Consider the following 15891-nt stretch of genomic DNA (forward strand, 5'->3'; position numbering starts at 1 on the left):
CCGCCGGCCGCTATCCGGGATAGTAGCGCTTAATCTTGCGGGGCAAGTCGCATCGACTTGAGCATGCCGCAATTGCCTATCAACGTCTTATGACGGTATGCGCCGCGGGGGAGCAGGTTGAGCAGGATCGACGTTTTTGTGGCGCCGCGGCCCAATGCGACGCTGATCAACGCTATGACATTCGTCAACCGGATTGTCATGCTGCACGGCATTCCAGGCTTTCGCGACCTGTTGCCATTCAACCGTCTGGCCGGTTTGCGCGGCGTCGCCAATGTCCGCCACATCGATTTTCCGGAGGATGACCGGCAAAGGCTGAAGGCTTGTTGCGGCGCGGGCAAGGCGACGTTCATCACGCCCAACCATCCCGAATTCTTTACCGACTGGATGATCGACAAGGAGGTCGTCTCGCGGGTAAGCCCGCTGGCGGCATCCTGGGCCACGCACGGCGTCGTCAACGGGCTTGGCCGGCTGATGCAGAAATTCTGGTTGGCCAACAATCTGATCGCGCAAATCCCGGGCAACAGCGCGGCGGCCAAGGAACATTCGGTGGCCTGGGCGCTGAAGGGGCACGGCGTGCTCCTGCATCCCGAAGGCGGTGTCGGCTGGCATGCCAACATCATTGCCCCGCTGCTGCCGGGCGCGGTCGAAATGGGGTTCGAGGCGCTGAAGCGCGGCCGCCTGACGGATCCGGATTTCAAGGTTTGGATCGCGCCCGTGATCTGGAAGCTTGCTTTCACGGGGAATGTCGAGGCAGTGCTGGCAAAGGAATGCGCCTATGTCGAGCACAGCCTGAAGATCGAACGCCGTGCCGCCGATTCGCTGCCGGAGCGCATCCATCATATCTATGCGACGTTGCTGTCGCGCGATGAGGCTGCATATGGCCTGCGGTCCGATGAGCGGGCTTCGTATGACGCACGTCAAAAGGACCTGCTGACCGAACTCGGCCGTCGCCTTGCCGAACTTGTCTCGGTCGACGCCGGCACGCTCGACAATGCCGACCTTTTGCGCCGTTCGCGGCGCTGGCTGCGGGAAAACACGGATGGCAGTGGAAGCCAGAAGCAGGTCCGAATGCTGGCGGATACAATCCAGCGCGTGCAGCGTGTCGGGCCGTGGGCTTCAGCCAACCCGCGCATTACGCAGGAGGAGATCGCCGAACATTTGAAGCGGATCCGCAACGATTATTGCAAGGGTACGCTGCGCGATTCGATCAACCGATTCGTGCCGCAGCCGGCAGGCCCACGCCGCGCCTATGTCCGGGTACCGGAGCCGCTAGGCTTGCACGCCTATCAAGGCTCCGTCGAGGAGGCACTCGCCGAACTGCACGACCGGATGCAGGAGACCGTCACCAGGACGATGACGCAACTCGAGGCCGGCGGCGGCTTCATTTTCTATGCCAATCCCTTCTATCATCGTTAGCGATGTGTTGGTCGGCGCAAGATGAAGGAGTGCGGCAAGCCTCATGGCGGTCTATGTCGATGCGGCGATCTGGAAATGGGTCGGCCACCGCTGGTGTCATCTGCTGGCAGACGACACCGACGAACTGCATCGCTTTGCCGGGCAGCTCGGCATCAAGCGCGCGTCCTACCAAGGACCGCCGAAGACATCGGCACCGCATTATGACATAACCGGGTTCGAGCGCGACCGCGCAGTGCGGCTAGGCGCCATCGAATGCAGCCGCGAGGAGATCGTCGCTGTTTTCCGGCGTGTGCGGGTGCCGAAGGGGAAGATGCGGCGATGACACCGGTGCGCTGATCGCCGCACGCTGAAACACAGACGCCACAACGCTTGCGTTTGTCGCGCTTCCCCTCTATATGCGCGCTCATTCCACACACGGACTTTGGTGTCTGCCCGGGAGAAATCCGGCTGAAACCTCCGGTGGCGTTCGAGGACAAAGTCCAAAAATGCCTGTGTCCGTGGAGGCTAACCGGAAAGGAAATAAGAATGGCTCTGCCTGATTTCAGCATGCGCCAGCTATTGGAAGCTGGCATTCACTTCGGCCACCAGACCCACCGCTGGAACCCGAAAATGGCGCCCTATATCTACGGCGCCCGCAACAACATACACATCATCGACCTCTCGCAGACGGTGCCTTTGCTGCACCAGGCGCTGAAGCAGGTTTCCGACACTGTTGCCAAGGGCGGCCGCGTGCTGTTCGTCGGCACCAAGCGCCAGGCCTCCGACATCGTCGCCGATGCCGCGCAGCGCTCGGCCCAGTACTATGTCAACTCGCGCTGGCTCGGCGGCATGCTGACCAACTGGAAGACGATCTCGAATTCCATCCAGCGCCTGCGCAAGCTGGACGAAATGCTGGCCGGCGAGGCTCAGGGCCTGACCAAGAAGGAGCGCCTCAACCTCGACCGCGAGCGTGAGAAGCTCGACAAGGCGCTGGGCGGCATCAAGGATATGGGTTCGACGCCCGATTTGATGTTCGTGATCGACACCAACAAGGAAGCGATCGCCATTCTCGAGGCCAAGCGTCTCGGCATCCCGGTCGTTGCCATCATCGATTCCAACTGCGACCCGGACAAGATCGACTTCCCGATCCCCGGCAATGACGACGCGGCCCGCGCCATCCAGCTGTATTGCGATTTGATCGCCAAGGCAGCTATCGACGGCATCGCCCGTCAGCAGGGCGCGCTCGGTGTCGATATCGGCGCATCGGTCGAGGCTCCGGTCGAGCCGGCGCTCGATCAGACCCCGGGCGCCGAGAGCCCGGCAGCCCAGACCCCGGAAGCATAGTAGCGAAGGCCGGCTGCGGCCTTCATCTTTCCAATATGTTGGCGCGGTAAGCGCTACCGGCACCAGGCGCATCATCGAAAATCGATGGTGCGTCAGTGCATTTAGACAAAGAGGCGACAATGAGCATTTCGGCTGCACAGGTCAAAGAACTCCGCGACTTGACCGGCGCGGGCATGATGGACTGCAAGGCGGCGTTGAACGAGACCAACGGCAATATGGAAGAAGCCATCGACTGGCTGCGCAAGAAGGGCATTTCCAAGGCCGACAAGAAGGCTGGCCGTACCGCTGCCGAAGGCCTGATCGGCGTAGATTCCGGGGTCCGCGAGGCAGCGATCGTCGAGGTCAATTCCGAGACGGACTTCGTTGCCCGCAATGCTGCGTTTCAGGAGATCGTCGCCAATGTCGCGAAGGTCGCGCTTGCCTATGGCGGCAAGACCGAGGCCGTTGCCGCCGCTCCCTATCCGGGCTCGGGCAAGTCGGTCGCCGAGACCATCAAGGACGCTGTCGGCACCATCGGCGAGAATCTGGGCTTCCGCCGCTCGGCCAAGCTCACCGTCGAGCACGGCGCTGTCGCAACCTACGTTCACAATGCGGTCGCCGACGGCCTTGGCAAGCTCGGCGTGCTGGTGGCCATCGAGACGACAGGCAACGCGCATGCCGCCAACGCCTTCGCCCGTCAGGTTGCCATGCATGTCGCTGCCACCAATCCGATGGCCCTGACCACCGAAGAGCTCGATCCGGCCGCAGTGGAACGCGAGAAGGCGATCTTCGCCGACCAGGCGCGCCAGTCCGGCAAGCCGGAAGCGATCATCGAGAAGATGGTCGAAGGCCGTTTGCGCAAGTTCTATGAAGAGGTCGTGCTGCTCAAGCAGGCTTTCGTGCTCAATCCCGACATTACCGTTGAGAAGGCGCTGAAGGATGCCGAAAGCGAAATCGGCGCGCCAGCCAAAATCGCTGCCTATCTGCGCTTCGCGCTCGGCGAGGGCATCGAGAAGGAAGAGACCGATTTCGCGGCGGAAGTCGCGGCAGCGGTCAAGAAGTAACTATTCGTTTGAAAGGCTTTTTCGGCCGGGTATCCGCGAGGATGCCCGGCCGATTTCTTGCGCGGTGTCGATGAAGGCGCGGAGCTTCGGGGCCATTGCGGCGCGGCGCGGGAAATAGAGGAACAGTCCCGGTTCCTCGATCGATGCCTCGCCAAGGACTTCGACCAGCCGGCCTGCCTCGATGTCGGGCCTGACAAGCGGCTCGAACAGATAGGCGAGGCCGATGCCGGCAAGCGCCATTTCCCTTGCCGACAGCGGATCGCTGACGACCACGCTGCCGCGTGTCTCGACGCTGATATCCTTGCCCTGATCGGACAGATCCCAGCGATAGAGCGCACGTGATCGCAACAGCCGATAGCCGATGCAGTTGTGCGCGGCGAGATCGGCCAACGCCCATGGCCGCCCGCGCCGGCCGACATAGGCCGGCGAAGCAACGATGATGCTGCGGAAAGGCCCTGTCAGTCGCACCGTCACCATATCCTCGGCGATCATCTCGCCCAGCCGGATGCCGGCGTCGAAACCCTCGCCGACGATATCGCTCAGACGTTCGTCGGTGACGATCTCCACCGTCACGTCAGGGTAACGTTCCGCCATCGCCGTCAGGATGGGCATCAGCGCCAGAGGCAGCGCCAAACGCGGCGCGTTGATCCTGAGCAGTCCGCTTGCCCGGCCTTTGACAGAGCGGATACGTTCGATCTGGTCGGCAATGTCTTCCAGCGCCGGCTCCGCCGCAGCGACAAGCGCGGTGCCAGCCTCGGTCAGCGAGACGCTGCGCGTGGTGCGGGCAAACAATGGCTGGCCGATTCGCTCCTCTACCAGCCGAACCGCATGGCTGACCGCTGACGGGCTCATGCCGAGCTCGGCGGCTGCCGGCGCGAAGCCGCCACGCCGCGCGACGGCAACGATTACAGGTAGGTGGCTAAGCAGATCGCGGTCCATTCATGCATGATATCGCATAGTCCATTCGGATAATGCAATCTTATCGGCGGGGAAAGGAGGGCGCATCTTTGGCTGCATCACACGGCAATCGCCGAGCAGCCAAGGAGACGTCTAATGACCGACCTCGATTCCGAACGAACCCGTAATCTCGAGACCGTGCGTAAATTCTTTGCTCTGATGCACAGCAAGGACATTGAGGCATGGGGCGACCTTTGGGCTGAAGATGGCCGGATACTTGTCTTCTACCCGCCGGCAGGATTTGGAAACAGCATCGATGGTAAGGCCGCGATCCTGGCGGCCTTCCGAGGCCTCTTCGGTAATTTCGAATCCTTCGATTCGCAGCTGACAGCCATCTATCCGGCAGCGGATTCGGACGCGATCGTCGTTGAGTACAAGAACCGCGCGGTGCTGATCGGCGGCACTGAATACACCAACAGCAATATCGCGATTTTCCACTTCAAGAGCGGTCTGATCAGCGCCTACCACGATTATTTCGATCCGCGCCGCTTCCAGGTGGTGGTCGATGCGCTGGCCAAGGCCTGACTGCGTATCCCAGGCAAGACCTCAATCCCGCTTTTCAAACTTCAGGAGAAATCCATGACCATGTCCTACTACACGCTCGGCAACAGCGGGCTGCGTGTCACCCGCCTGGCGCTCGGCACCATGACGTTCGGCACGGAATGGGGCTGGGGCGCGGAGAAGGAAACCGCGCGCGCCTTGGTTGATGCCTATGTCGAAGCCGGTGGCAATTTCTTCGATACCGCCGATCTCTATACCGGTGGCACGGCCGAAACCTGGCTCGGCGAATTCATCGCCGAGCGTGGGCTGCGCGACAAGGCGGTGATCAGTACCAAATTCACCTACAACGCCGAACCGGGCAACCCGAACGCCGGGGGCAACGGCCGCAAGAACATCCTGCGGGCGATAGACGGTTCGCTGAAGCGGCTCGGCACCGACTACATCGACCTCTATATCCTCCATACCTGGGACAGACTGACGCCGCCGGAGGAGGTGATGCGGACGCTGGACGATCTGGTGCGCGCCGGAAAGATCCGGCATGTCGGTCTGTCCGACGTGCCGGCCTGGTACGCAAGCCGGGCGCAGGCGGTCGCCGAGCATCGCGGCTATGAACCGGTTTCGGCGCTTCAGCTCGAATATTCGCTGGCCGAGCGCAACATCGAGCACGAGTTCGTGCCGTTCGGCACGCGCTATGGCGCCGGAATCATGGTCTGGAGTCCATTGGCCAGCGGCCTGCTCAGCGGAAAATACCGTTTCGATACAATCGTCGAGGATGGTGGCCGGCTGGAGACAATGCGTGGTTCGACCAATCCCGGTTTCCAGAAATTCACCGATCGCAACTGGCAAATCGTCGCCGAACTGGAGAGGGTTGCCGGCCAGCTCGGCCGCAGCATGGCGCAGGTCGCCCTGAACTGGACGGCAAACAGGCCAGGCATTGCGTCCGTCATCGTCGGCGCCACCAGGCTTGACCAGCTCAAGGACAATCTCGGCGCGCTTGATTTCGACATTCCCGAAGATCTTCGGGCACGGCTCGATGCGGTGAGCCGGCCGGTCACGCCCTTTCCGTATTCGTTCTTCGGCCCTGAAATACAAGGCGGCCTGACCGGTGGGCAGGCGGTTGGCGGTAAGCCGGCAAGCTATCTGCCGGATCTGCTCATGCGAGGCACTTTTGCCGGCGTGAGCTGACGGCTATCCCGGTCCACGATCTCAACTTTCCGGCTCGGGCGCCGCGTGACATCGCGGTGCCCTTCGTGTATCGGAACGCCCAGTGTTTCGGGGCGCACCGAAACGCGTCACACGCACGATGACGAGGACCAGATGACGGTGAAGCCCCTCTACCGACGTGTCTTGCTGAAAGCGTCGGGCGAAGCGTTGATGGGCGAGCAGCATTTCGGCATCGACGTATCGGTGGTCGACCGCATCGCCGCCGACATCGCCGAGGCCCGCGCATTGGGCATCGAAGTCGGTGTCGTCATAGGCGGCGGCAACATCTTCCGTGGCGTCGCGGTTGCGTCAAAAGGCGGAGACCGCGTCACCGGCGACCATATGGGCATGCTTGCCACGGTTATCAATTCGCTGGCGCTGCGCACCTCGCTCAACAAGATCGGCGTCGACGCCGTGGTGCTGTCGGCGATCGCCATGCCCGAGCTTTGCGAAAGTTTTTCGCAGCGTCAGGCGACCGCCTACATGAACCAGGGCAAGGTCGTCATCTTCGCCGGCGGCACCGGCAATCCGTTCTTCACCACCGATTCGGCTGCAGCCCTTCGCGCCGCCGAGATCGGCGCCGATGCTCTGTTCAAGGGCACCCAGGTCGATGGTGTCTATTCGGCTGATCCCAAGAAGGACCCGCATGCGACACGTTTCGAGCGGATCAGCCATGACGAAGTCATCAAACGCGGGCTTTCGATCATGGATACGGCGGCGATTGCACTTGCGCGCGAAAACAACATTCCGATAATCGTCTATTCGATCCACGAGAAGGGTGGCTTCGGCGATATCCTGAGGGGCGGCGGCCGTTGCACGGTTGTCGCAGACGATTGACCGGACCATGAACCCGAAAGGGACCGGTTGCGGATGAGGCTCGAACAGGGCCTAAGCAGTGAACCCGGGTTAACGGGTCGAGGAGACGATGATGAGTGGCGAGTACGACGATCTCAAACGGCGCATGGACGGGGCGATCGCCGCGTTCAAGCATGATCTGGCTTCGCTGCGCACCGGCCGCGCGTCGAGCAACCTGCTCGATGCCGTCCAGGTGCAGGCCTATGGCACCACCATGCCGATCAACCAGGTGGCAACAGTGTCGGTGCCGGAACCGCGCATGATTTCGGTTTCGGTCTGGGACAAGTCGATGGTCAGCGCAGTCGACCGCGCCATCCGTGAAGCCAATCTCGGCTTCAATCCTATCGTCGACGGTACCAATCTCAGGATTCCGCTGCCCGAGCTCAACGAACAGCGCCGCAAGGAACTGGTCAAGATCTCGCACGGTTATGCCGAGAATGCCCGCGTCGCCGCACGCCACGTTCGCCGGGACGGCATGGACTTTCTGAAAAAGGCGGAAAAGGACGGCGACATCAGTGAGGACGACCACCGCAAACGGGCCGACCAGGTTCAGAAACTGACCGACGAGACAATCAGCACCATCGACCACCTGCTTTCCGACAAGGAAGCGGAAATCATGCAGGTCTAGGGTCTGGCCACGCCTGGCCCGGAAGCGAGAATATGGCAACGCCCGCGCATGTCGCGATCATCATGGACGGAAACGGACGCTGGGCCAAGGCGCGCGGCTTGCCGCGGCTGGCCGGTCACCGCGCCGGCGTCGAGGCGCTGCGCAAGACAGTGCGCGCCGCCCCCGGCCTCGGCATCTCCTTCCTGACCGTCTACGCTTTTTCGTCGGAAAACTGGTCACGGCCGAAATCCGAAGTCAGCGACCTCATGGGCCTGCTTAAGCTTTTCATCCGACGTGACCTCGCCGAGCTGCACCAGAGTGGGGTGCGGATCAGGGTCATCGGTGACAGGGCAGGGCTGCAGCCCGACATAAGGGGGCTGCTCGAGGAAGCCGAAACGCTCACTCTCGGCAACGAGGCGCTGACACTGGTCATTGCCTTCAATTACGGCGGGCGCGACGAGATCGTGCGCACCGCGCGCAAGCTCGCAGCGGCGGTGGCGCGCGGTGAGATCGAGAGCGAGGCGATCACGGCCGATTCCTTTGCCAGCTCGCTCGATACAGAGGGCATTCCGGACCCGGAACTGGTCATCCGCACCAGCGGCGAGCTTCGGCTGTCCAACTTCCTGTTATGGCAGGCCGCCTATAGCGAACTCGTTTTCCTGCCTTGCTACTGGCCCGACTTCAGTCGCGAGCACCTGTCCGATGCACTGCGCGATTTCGCCGGCCGCGAGCGCCGCTTCGGCGGACTTGCCGCCCAAGATGTCGCCTCAGGCTGAGGAATGAGCAACCTCCAACTCCGGGTCATTTCGGCCGTCGTGCTTGCCATCGTCACGCTTGCCCTGACCTGGCTCGGCGGACTGTCCTTCCGGTTGCTTTGCGCCGCCATGGCGGCGGTGATCTTCTACGAGTGGACGCGGATGAGCCGCCCCGTTGCCCCGGCAGGTGCTGGTGCTACGGCAGGTCTCGGCTTTCTGCCCGAGGCGCTGATCGTGGTCTTTATTGGTGCCCTCGTCGCCGGCCTGCCTGCGTCTTTGCTGCTGCCGCTCGTCGCGGCTCTGGTTGCTGTCACTGCCGTCGCTTCTTCCATGCGCAGGGCAGGACCGTGGGAAGCATCCGGCCTTGCCTATGCGGCCGTGTCCGGCTTGTCGCTGGCCTTCTTGCGTGACGGCGACCATTCAGGGCTGCTGGCCATTCTGTTCCTATTCGCCGTGGTTTGGGCGACCGATATCTTTGCCTATTTCGTCGGCCGCTCCATCGGTGGTCCAAGGCTGGCGCCGTCGATCTCGCCGGGCAAGACGCGGAGCGGGGCGCTCGGTGGGGTGGTCGGCGGCGTCGTGGCCGGGCTGCTTCTGGCCGCCGTAGCCGGAACGGGCAACCTCGTCGTGCTTGGCGTGGTCGCACTGGTGCTTTCGATTGTCGCGCAGGCCGGCGACCTGTTCGAATCATGGGTCAAGCGACGCCACGGCCGTAAAGATTCCGGCACGCTGATACCCGGCCATGGCGGCATCATGGATCGGGTAGATGGGCTTGTCGCGGCGGCTTTCGCCCTATACGTCATCGGCTGGATTTCCGCGACCGCCGACCATCCGGCACAGGGGCTGTTTCCGGTTTGAACGGCATCGTCGGTGGGCCGGCGCGGGGCTGCGTCATGGATTCGCCTGGATTGATGTCACAGTCGCGGCGTGATCTGTGCCGTGGATGAATTTGAGGGCATGAATTGAACGAGATTTTTCACGCGGTTTTCAGCACAGAGGGCTTTGTCCTCGGCACGCTGGTGCCTTTCCTGTTCGTGCTGACCGTGGTCGTTTTTGTCCACGAAATGGGCCATTACCTCGTCGGGCGTTGGTGCGGTATCGGCGCAAAAGCCTTTTCGATCGGTTTCGGCCCAGAGATCATCGGCTTCAACGATAGCCGCGGCACGCGCTGGAAGCTTTGCGCCATACCGCTCGGCGGCTACGTCAAGTTCGTCGGCGACATGAACGCGACGTCGAGCCAGCCCAGCTCGGAGGAGATCGAGGCGCTGAGCGACGAAGAACGCAAGGTTGCCTTCCACACGCAGCCGATCTGGAAGCGGGCGGCGACCGTCGTGGCGGGGCCGCTGTTCAACTTCCTGCTGACGATCGCCGTCTTTGCCGTGCTGTTTTCCGTCCATGGCCGGCCCGTGCTGGAGCCGATGGTGGCTGAGGTCACCGTCGGCAGTCCGGCCGCCGCGGCCGGCATCATGCCCGGCGACCGATTCGTCAGCGTCGACGGCAGCAAGGTCGAGACCTTTGCCGACGTCCAGCGTCTGGTCTCTGGCCGCGCCGGCGACAGCATCACCTTCGTCATGTTACGCGCCGGCAAGGAAATCACCGTCACGGCGACGCCGCGCTTGATGGAACAACAAGACGCACTGGGCAACAAGGTCCAGGTGGCCGTGATCGGCGTCGTCAACAACAAGGAACTCGGCCAGCCACGGCTGATCACCTATAGTCCGGCCGGGGCGGTCGGGGCAGCGGTCCAGGAAACCGGACACGTCATCCAGCGTACCGGCCAGTTCCTGCAACGTTTCGTTGTCGGTCGCGAGGACAAGTGCCAGCTGGGCGGCCCCATCAAGATCGCCAAGATGTCGGGTCAGGCGGCAAAGCTCGGCTTTGAATGGCTCGTGCAGCTTGTTGCATTCCTGTCAGTCGGGATAGGGATTCTCAACCTTTTGCCGATTCCCCCCCTCGACGGAGGGCATCTTCTGTTCTACGGCGTGGAGGCTGTCATCCGGCGGCCGGTGTCCGAACGCATGATGGAAATGGCTTACCGAAGCGGCCTCATATTGGTGCTCGGGTTCATGGGCTTTGTTTTCTGGAACGATCTGTTTGGGTGCTGAAATCATGAAGGAATTTGGCTTCGGCACGAGCAATGTTGAGACGCCGTTTACCATGCGTGGGGATATGCGTGACGCGAAAGCCACGCCTCAGGGTTAAGTAAATACAAATTAACCAGAAGCCTTGCGTGTAGGGAAAATCCGGTTAATACGGTAGGGGAAATTACCGCACGTCCGGTTTTCTCGCCGTGGGGACTTCGAGAAAAGGTACAAAAGCCCGATGAAGGCAGCATCCAAGTTTCTGAGCGCCGCGTCCGCGGTGGCTATGTCCGCCGCTCTGGTTGTACCAGGCGCGCTCGCAGTGCAGTTCGTTGCCACATCGGCCGCCGAGGCGGCTGTCGTCTCCAGAGTCGAAGTCACCGGCAATCAGCGTGTCGACGCGGACACCATCCGCAATTACGTGGCGATCAAGCCCGGCAAGGCGTTTTCCAGTTCGGATATCGACGATGCGGTCAAGGCGCTGTTTGGCACCGGGCTGTTTTCGGATGTGCAGATCAACCAGGTCGGATCGACGCTGGTCATCAAGGTGTCCGAATACCAGGTCGTCAACCAGGTGCTGTTCCAGGGCAACAAGAAGCTCAAGGACAACGCGCTTGAGGCCGCGGTGCAATTGAAGCCGCGCGGCACCTTCTCGCAACAGCAGCTCGATGCCGATGTCGAGGCGGTCAAGGCCGCATACCGGCGTATCGGCCGCGACGATGCCGCCGTGACCACCCAGATCATGGATCTCGGCGACAACCGGGTAAACGTGGTCTTCAACATCAACGAAGGCGGCCGCACCCAGATCGCAGCGATCAATTTCGTCGGCAACAGCGCCTATTCGAGCCGCCGTCTGTCGGACATCATCTCCACCAAGCGTTCGTCCTTCCTGTCGTTCGTGCTGCGCGACGATGTTTATGACGAGGACAAGCTGCGCGCCGACCAGGAGCTGCTGCGCCGCTTCTATTATAATCACGGCTATGCCGACTTCCAGGTCGTCTCGGCTGTCGGCGAACTCGACGACACAACCAACAAATACACCGTCACCATCACGGTGCAGGAGGGCGAGCGTTATACGTTCGGGGATGTCAGCGTCGAAAGCACGATCCCCGAGGTCGACGCCAAGTCGCTTGAATCGGTGGTCGAGACCCACAAGGGCGATGTCTACAACGCCAAGAACGTCGAGGACACGATCATCGCCTTGACCGAAAAGGTCGCTGGATCCGGCTATGCCTTCGCCCAGGTGACGCCGCGCGGCGACCGCAACTTCGAGAACCACACGATCTCGGTCGTCTATACGGTCGATCAGGGGACCAAGGCCTATATCGAGCGCATCGAGATTCGCGGCAACGATCGGACGCGCGACTACGTCATTCGCCGCGAGTTCGATGTCAGCGAAGGCGATGCTTTCAATCAGGTGCTCATCCAGCGCGCGAAGAGGCGGCTGGAAGCGCTCGATTATTTTGAAAAAGTCGAAATTTCCACCGTTCCGGGTTCTGAGCCGGACCAGGTTGTGCTGGTGGTCGATGTGGTCGAGAAATCGACCGGTGAGTTCACGGTCGGCGCCGGTTATTCGAGCGGCGGTGAAACGTCAGGTCCGTCCGTCGAAGGTTCCGTCAGTGAGCGCAACTTCCTCGGTCGCGGCCAATTCATCAAGGTGGCGGCGGGCGGTGGCAAGAACTCGCGCGACTACAGCTTCTCTTTCACCGAACCCTATTTCCTCGGCCGCCGGATCGCGGCCGGCTTCGACATCTACAAGCAGAGCCGAAACTACGACCATTACGACAGCGACACGACAGGCGCGACCGTCCGCTTCGGTCTGCCGATCACCGACAACATCTCAACGCAGCTGGCTTATAATATTGCGCAAGAGAAGTACGAGTTCGACGAGGGCTGCGTTCCCGTTATCAATGGTGGCACCTGCGACGTCTCCCAGGCGATCGTAAACGGCGTTGAAGAGAGCCCATGGCTCAAGTCCTCGGTCAGCCTCGGCCTGATCTACAATACCATCGACGACATGAAGAACCCGCATGACGGTATTTATGCCAATGTCGGCACCGAAGTGGCCGGCGTCGGCGGCGATGCCAAGTTCATCAAGGTCACGGCGCGCGGCAGCATTTATCAGACGTTGTCCGAACAATTGGACCTGGTGGGCCTCGTTTCGGGCGGCGCTGGCCATGTCCAGGGATATGGCAACGGCGATCTGCGCGTCTTCGACCATTTCCAGAGCAGCGACCGTATGATCCGCGGTTTCGAATATGGCGGCATCGGCCCGGTTGCTTCGGACAACAGCAATGACCATCTCGGCGGCACTACCTACTTCAATGCCTCGGCGGAAGCTCAGTTCCCGCTGCCGGTCATCCCCGAAAGCTTCGGTTTGCGTGGCGCTGTGTTCGCCGATGCGGCAACGCTCTACGGCAGCAAAATCGCAAGTGGCCTTGTCAATTCTTCGACAACCGGCATGGAATGGCGCGCTTCCGTCGGTGTCGGTTTGATGTGGGCATCGCCTTTCGGCCCGATCCGCATCGACTATGCGATCCCGGTCAAGAAAGAAAAGACCGACGACGTGCAGGAATTCAACTTCGGCATATCGACCCGCTTCTGATGTAGCGGGCAATGATGCTTCCGGCTCGTTTGGATCCGGATGGCAGTGATCCGACACTACAGCGCAGCGCGTCCTATCGGACACGCAAAGGACGTTGTAGCACTTTGATTTGCGCATGATCCTTTCCGAGGGTCGATTTCCGATTTTCGGGGTCATGCGCTAGCTGGATATTGCTTCTGGAATGACCGATCCGGTGTTCTTCGCGCCCTCACGCCGGTATACGGCCGGCGAAGTCGCGAATCTGACCGGTTCGACGCTTGTTGATTCCGGTCTCTCCGATGTATCGATCGAGGCTCTGGCACCCGCCAACGAAGGCGGCGAGAACGCCCTTGTCTTCGTCGATGGCAGGCGCAATTTCGCCCTGATGCAGTCACTGCGGGCGGCGGCGGTTCTCTGCCCTGCCGAATTTGCCGGCAAGGCGCCGGCGGGCATCGCGGTGCTGGTGCATCCGCGCCCGCAGCAGGCCTTCGCAATGGTCGGGCGTCTGCTTTTTCCGGCGGCTGCAACGCCTGGACCGATGACCGGCGAAACCGGTATCTCGCCGCACGCCCATATCGATGCGACCGCCCATGTCCAGGCCGGTGCGATCATCGAAGCGGGTGCGATCATCGGACCTCGCGCTGCCATCGGCAGCGGGACCGTCATTGCCCCGCATGCGGTCGTCGGTCCGTCCTCGCAGATTGGCCGCGACGGCTATGTCGGTCCAGGTGCCAGCGTGCAATATGCGTTGATTGGCAATCGCGTCATCATCCATGGCGGTGCCAGGATCGGCCAGGATGGCTTCGGTTTCGTGGCCGGCTCCAAGGGTCCGGAGCGGGTTCCGCAGATTGGCCGCGTCATCATCCAGGACGACGTCGAGATCGGGTCGAATACGACCGTCGATCGCGGCGCCATGTCCGACACGATCATCGGCCAGGGCACCAAGATCGACAATCTGGTGCAGATCGCGCACAACGTTCGCATCGGCCGCAATTGCATAATAGCCGGGCTTTCGGGTATTTCCGGTTCCGTGACGGTAGGCGACAACGTCACCATGGGTGGCGGTGTCGGCCTTGCGGATCATTTGACCATCGGGTCCGGGGCCAAGCTTGCGGCAAGAAGCGGGTTTATGAGCAATGTGCCTGCCGGTGAGATTTGGGGAGGATATCCGGCGCAGCCGATGGCGGAAGCCATGCGCGAGATAGCGGCCTTGCGCAGACTTGCACGGACGCGCAAACAGGGTGAGGGGGGAAATGGCTGACATCGCAGCGGCGACGCTCGAAGCGGTTGACATAATGCGGCTGATGAAGCTCCTGCCGCACCGCTATCCGTTCTTGATGATCGACCGTATTGTCGACATAGATGGCGACGAATCCGCCATCGGCATCAAGAACGTCACCATAAACGAGCCGCATTTCCAAGGTCATTTCCCCGACCAGCCGGTCATGCCCGGCGTGCTGATCATCGAGGCGATGGCGCAGACGGCCGGCGCCATCTGCATCCGCAGCCTTGGTACGGAAAAGCCGTCGCTGGTTTATTTCCTGACCATCGACAATGCCAAGTTCCGCAAGCCGGTCGTTCCAGGCGACCAGCTGAAAATTCATGTGAAGAAAATCAAGAAACGCGGCAATCTTCTCAAATTCGCTTGCGAGGCCCTCGTCGATGGCGCCAAGGCGGCGGAAGCCGAGATCTCGGCGATGATGGTCGCAAGCGGCTGACAAACGAATGCTAATGAAAATCCAGACAGTCATCCATCCATCGTCGGTCATCGAGGCAGGCGCCCAAATCGGCGAAGGCGCCCGCATCGGGCCCTTCTGTCACGTCGGCCCCGACGCCGTGATCGGCGACCGCGTCGAACTGGTCAGCCATGTCTCGGTGATTGGCGCGACCACCATCGGTGCATCGACCAAGGTCTATCCGATGGCGATACTGGGCGGGCCGCCGCAGAACACCAAGCACAAGGGCGGCCGTACCACGCTAGTGATCGGCGAGAACTGCACGATCCGCGAAGGTGTCACCATGCATGTCGGCACCGATTCCAGCCGCGGCGAGACGACGATCGGCGTCAACGGCAATTTCCTTGCCTATGCCCATATTGCCCATGACTGCGTGGTCGGCAAGAACGCCACCTTCGCCAATCAAGCGACGTTAGGCGGGCATTGCGAAGTCGGTGACAATGTCTACATCGGCGGCCTTACCGCGGTTCATCAGTTTGTCCGCATCGGCGATAACGCCTTTCTCGGCGGTTGCTCGGCGATCGTCGGCGACGTCATTCCTTACGCCATCGCCGTTGGCAACCGTGCCAGCCTTCGCGGCCTCAACATCATTGGCCTGAAGCGCGCCGGCCTGCCGCGTTCGGAGATCCACTTGCTGCGCAAAGCCTACAAGACGATCTTCGATCGCTCCCGGACCGTCGGCGAGAACATCGAATTCGCCAAGGCGGAATTCGCCTCGTCGCCGACTGCCATGAAGATCGTCGACTTCATCGCCGGTCGCGGCAAGCGGCACTACGCCGTGCCGTCGCTCAAGGGTAGCGACGGCGACGATACCGATGATGAAGACTGAG

At 61.6% G+C, this 15891-nt stretch carries 16 protein-coding genes; 15 read left to right on the top strand and 1 reads right to left on the bottom strand.

Features of this window, described 5'->3' with window-relative positions; all coding sequences use genetic code 11:
• Window positions 1–117 precede the first annotated feature (117 nt).
• The 4 genes from NKI29_RS02075 to tsf all read left to right on the top strand — a co-directional run bounded on the left by NKI29_RS02075 (window position 118) and on the right by tsf (window position 3782).
• On the top strand, window positions 118–1416 hold the full coding sequence (locus tag NKI29_RS02075) for a lysophospholipid acyltransferase family protein (protein ID WP_352754763.1): 1299 nt from the start codon (window positions 118–120) through the stop codon (window positions 1414–1416).
• 43 nt (window positions 1417–1459) lie between these two features.
• A complete protein-coding gene (locus NKI29_RS02080; protein ID WP_352471792.1) occupies window positions 1460–1738 on the top strand; it encodes a DUF4031 domain-containing protein in 279 nt (92 codons plus the stop codon).
• A 203-nt stretch (window positions 1739–1941) separates the two neighbouring features.
• On the top strand, window positions 1942–2739 hold the full coding sequence (rpsB, locus tag NKI29_RS02085) for a 30S ribosomal protein S2 (protein WP_352568701.1): 798 nt from the start codon (window positions 1942–1944) through the stop codon (window positions 2737–2739).
• 119 nt (window positions 2740–2858) lie between these two features.
• Complete coding sequence (tsf, locus tag NKI29_RS02090; RefSeq protein ID WP_352471655.1) at window positions 2859–3782, top strand: translation elongation factor Ts; 924 nt, start codon at window positions 2859–2861, stop codon at window positions 3780–3782.
• Here the strand turns inward: tsf and NKI29_RS02095 are convergent, their stop codons facing one another.
• On the bottom strand, window positions 3783–4721 hold the full coding sequence (locus tag NKI29_RS02095; protein WP_352795428.1) for a LysR family transcriptional regulator: 939 nt from the start codon (window positions 4719–4721) through the stop codon (window positions 3783–3785).
• Window positions 4722–4835: 114 nt separating this feature from the next.
• Here NKI29_RS02095 and NKI29_RS02100 point away from each other — a divergent pair, with 114 nt between their 5' ends.
• The 11 genes from NKI29_RS02100 (at window position 4836) to lpxA (ending at window position 15890) form a co-directional block, all read left to right on the top strand.
• Window positions 4836–5264, top strand: a complete 429-nt coding sequence (locus NKI29_RS02100; protein ID WP_352795429.1) for a nuclear transport factor 2 family protein — start codon at window positions 4836–4838, stop codon at window positions 5262–5264.
• A gap of 54 nt (window positions 5265–5318) precedes the next feature.
• Complete coding sequence (locus NKI29_RS02105) at window positions 5319–6425, top strand: aldo/keto reductase (protein ID WP_352568697.1); 1107 nt, start codon at window positions 5319–5321, stop codon at window positions 6423–6425.
• Between the two features lie 132 nt (window positions 6426–6557).
• Complete coding sequence (pyrH, locus tag NKI29_RS02110) at window positions 6558–7280, top strand: UMP kinase (RefSeq protein WP_023674934.1); 723 nt, start codon at window positions 6558–6560, stop codon at window positions 7278–7280.
• Between the two features lie 91 nt (window positions 7281–7371).
• Window positions 7372–7926 (top strand): ribosome recycling factor, encoded by a 555-nt coding sequence (gene frr, locus NKI29_RS02115; protein WP_084640965.1) that lies wholly within the window; start codon window positions 7372–7374, stop codon window positions 7924–7926.
• A 32-nt stretch (window positions 7927–7958) separates the two neighbouring features.
• A complete protein-coding gene (locus tag NKI29_RS02120; protein WP_352448819.1) occupies window positions 7959–8681 on the top strand; it encodes an isoprenyl transferase in 723 nt (240 codons plus the stop codon).
• Window positions 8682–8684: 3 nt separating this feature from the next.
• Window positions 8685–9518 (top strand): phosphatidate cytidylyltransferase, encoded by an 834-nt coding sequence (locus NKI29_RS02125; RefSeq protein WP_352474281.1) that lies wholly within the window; start codon window positions 8685–8687, stop codon window positions 9516–9518.
• A gap of 104 nt (window positions 9519–9622) precedes the next feature.
• Window positions 9623–10765, top strand: a complete 1143-nt coding sequence (gene rseP, locus NKI29_RS02130) for an RIP metalloprotease RseP (RefSeq protein ID WP_023674938.1) — start codon at window positions 9623–9625, stop codon at window positions 10763–10765.
• A 217-nt stretch (window positions 10766–10982) separates the two neighbouring features.
• Window positions 10983–13346 carry an outer membrane protein assembly factor BamA gene (gene bamA / locus NKI29_RS02135; protein WP_352568696.1) on the top strand — a complete coding sequence of 788 codons (2364 nt, stop codon included), beginning with the start codon at window positions 10983–10985 and terminating at the stop codon, window positions 13344–13346.
• Window positions 13347–13527: 181 nt separating this feature from the next.
• Entirely contained in the window at window positions 13528–14586 is a 1059-nt protein-coding gene (gene lpxD, locus NKI29_RS02140; RefSeq protein ID WP_352795430.1) for a UDP-3-O-(3-hydroxymyristoyl)glucosamine N-acyltransferase, read from the top strand.
• Entirely contained in the window at window positions 14579–15043 is a 465-nt protein-coding gene (fabZ, locus tag NKI29_RS02145; RefSeq protein ID WP_023674942.1) for a 3-hydroxyacyl-ACP dehydratase FabZ, read from the top strand. The genes lpxD and fabZ overlap by 8 nt, the downstream gene beginning before the upstream one ends.
• Before the next feature lie 13 nt (window positions 15044–15056).
• On the top strand, window positions 15057–15890 hold the full coding sequence (gene lpxA / locus NKI29_RS02150; protein WP_352795432.1) for an acyl-ACP--UDP-N-acetylglucosamine O-acyltransferase: 834 nt from the start codon (window positions 15057–15059) through the stop codon (window positions 15888–15890).
• The last annotated feature ends 1 nt before the right edge of the window (window position 15891 follow it).

The organism is Mesorhizobium sp. M0678 (assembly GCF_040320505.1).
In the GTDB taxonomy this organism is placed as follows: Bacteria; Pseudomonadota; Alphaproteobacteria; order Rhizobiales; family Rhizobiaceae; genus Mesorhizobium.

Bases quoted from the DNA above. Each gene is read 5' to 3' on its own strand.
- tsf (WP_352471655.1), top strand. From the start codon at position 2,859: ATGAGCATTTCGGCTGCACAGGTCAAAGAACTCCGCGACTTGACCGGC.
- NKI29_RS02100 (WP_352795429.1), top strand. From the start codon at position 4,836: ATGACCGACCTCGATTCCGAACGAACCCGTAATCTCGAGACCGTGCGT.
- frr (WP_084640965.1), top strand. From the start codon at position 7,372: ATGAGTGGCGAGTACGACGATCTCAAACGGCGCATGGACGGGGCGATC.
- NKI29_RS02080 (WP_352471792.1), top strand. From the start codon at position 1,460: ATGGCGGTCTATGTCGATGCGGCGATCTGGAAATGGGTCGGCCACCGC.
- pyrH (WP_023674934.1), top strand. From the start codon at position 6,558: ATGACGGTGAAGCCCCTCTACCGACGTGTCTTGCTGAAAGCGTCGGGC.
- rpsB (WP_352568701.1), top strand. From the start codon at position 1,942: ATGGCTCTGCCTGATTTCAGCATGCGCCAGCTATTGGAAGCTGGCATT.
- lpxD (WP_352795430.1), top strand. From the start codon at position 13,528: ATGACCGATCCGGTGTTCTTCGCGCCCTCACGCCGGTATACGGCCGGC.
- NKI29_RS02105 (WP_352568697.1), top strand. From the start codon at position 5,319: ATGACCATGTCCTACTACACGCTCGGCAACAGCGGGCTGCGTGTCACC.
- bamA (WP_352568696.1), top strand. From the start codon at position 10,983: ATGAAGGCAGCATCCAAGTTTCTGAGCGCCGCGTCCGCGGTGGCTATG.
- NKI29_RS02125 (WP_352474281.1), top strand. From the start codon at position 8,685: ATGAGCAACCTCCAACTCCGGGTCATTTCGGCCGTCGTGCTTGCCATC.
- fabZ (WP_023674942.1), top strand. From the start codon at position 14,579: ATGGCTGACATCGCAGCGGCGACGCTCGAAGCGGTTGACATAATGCGG.
- NKI29_RS02095 (WP_352795428.1), bottom strand. From the start codon at position 4,721: ATGGACCGCGATCTGCTTAGCCACCTACCTGTAATCGTTGCCGTCGCG.
- lpxA (WP_352795432.1), top strand. From the start codon at position 15,057: ATGAAAATCCAGACAGTCATCCATCCATCGTCGGTCATCGAGGCAGGC.
- NKI29_RS02120 (WP_352448819.1), top strand. From the start codon at position 7,959: ATGGCAACGCCCGCGCATGTCGCGATCATCATGGACGGAAACGGACGC.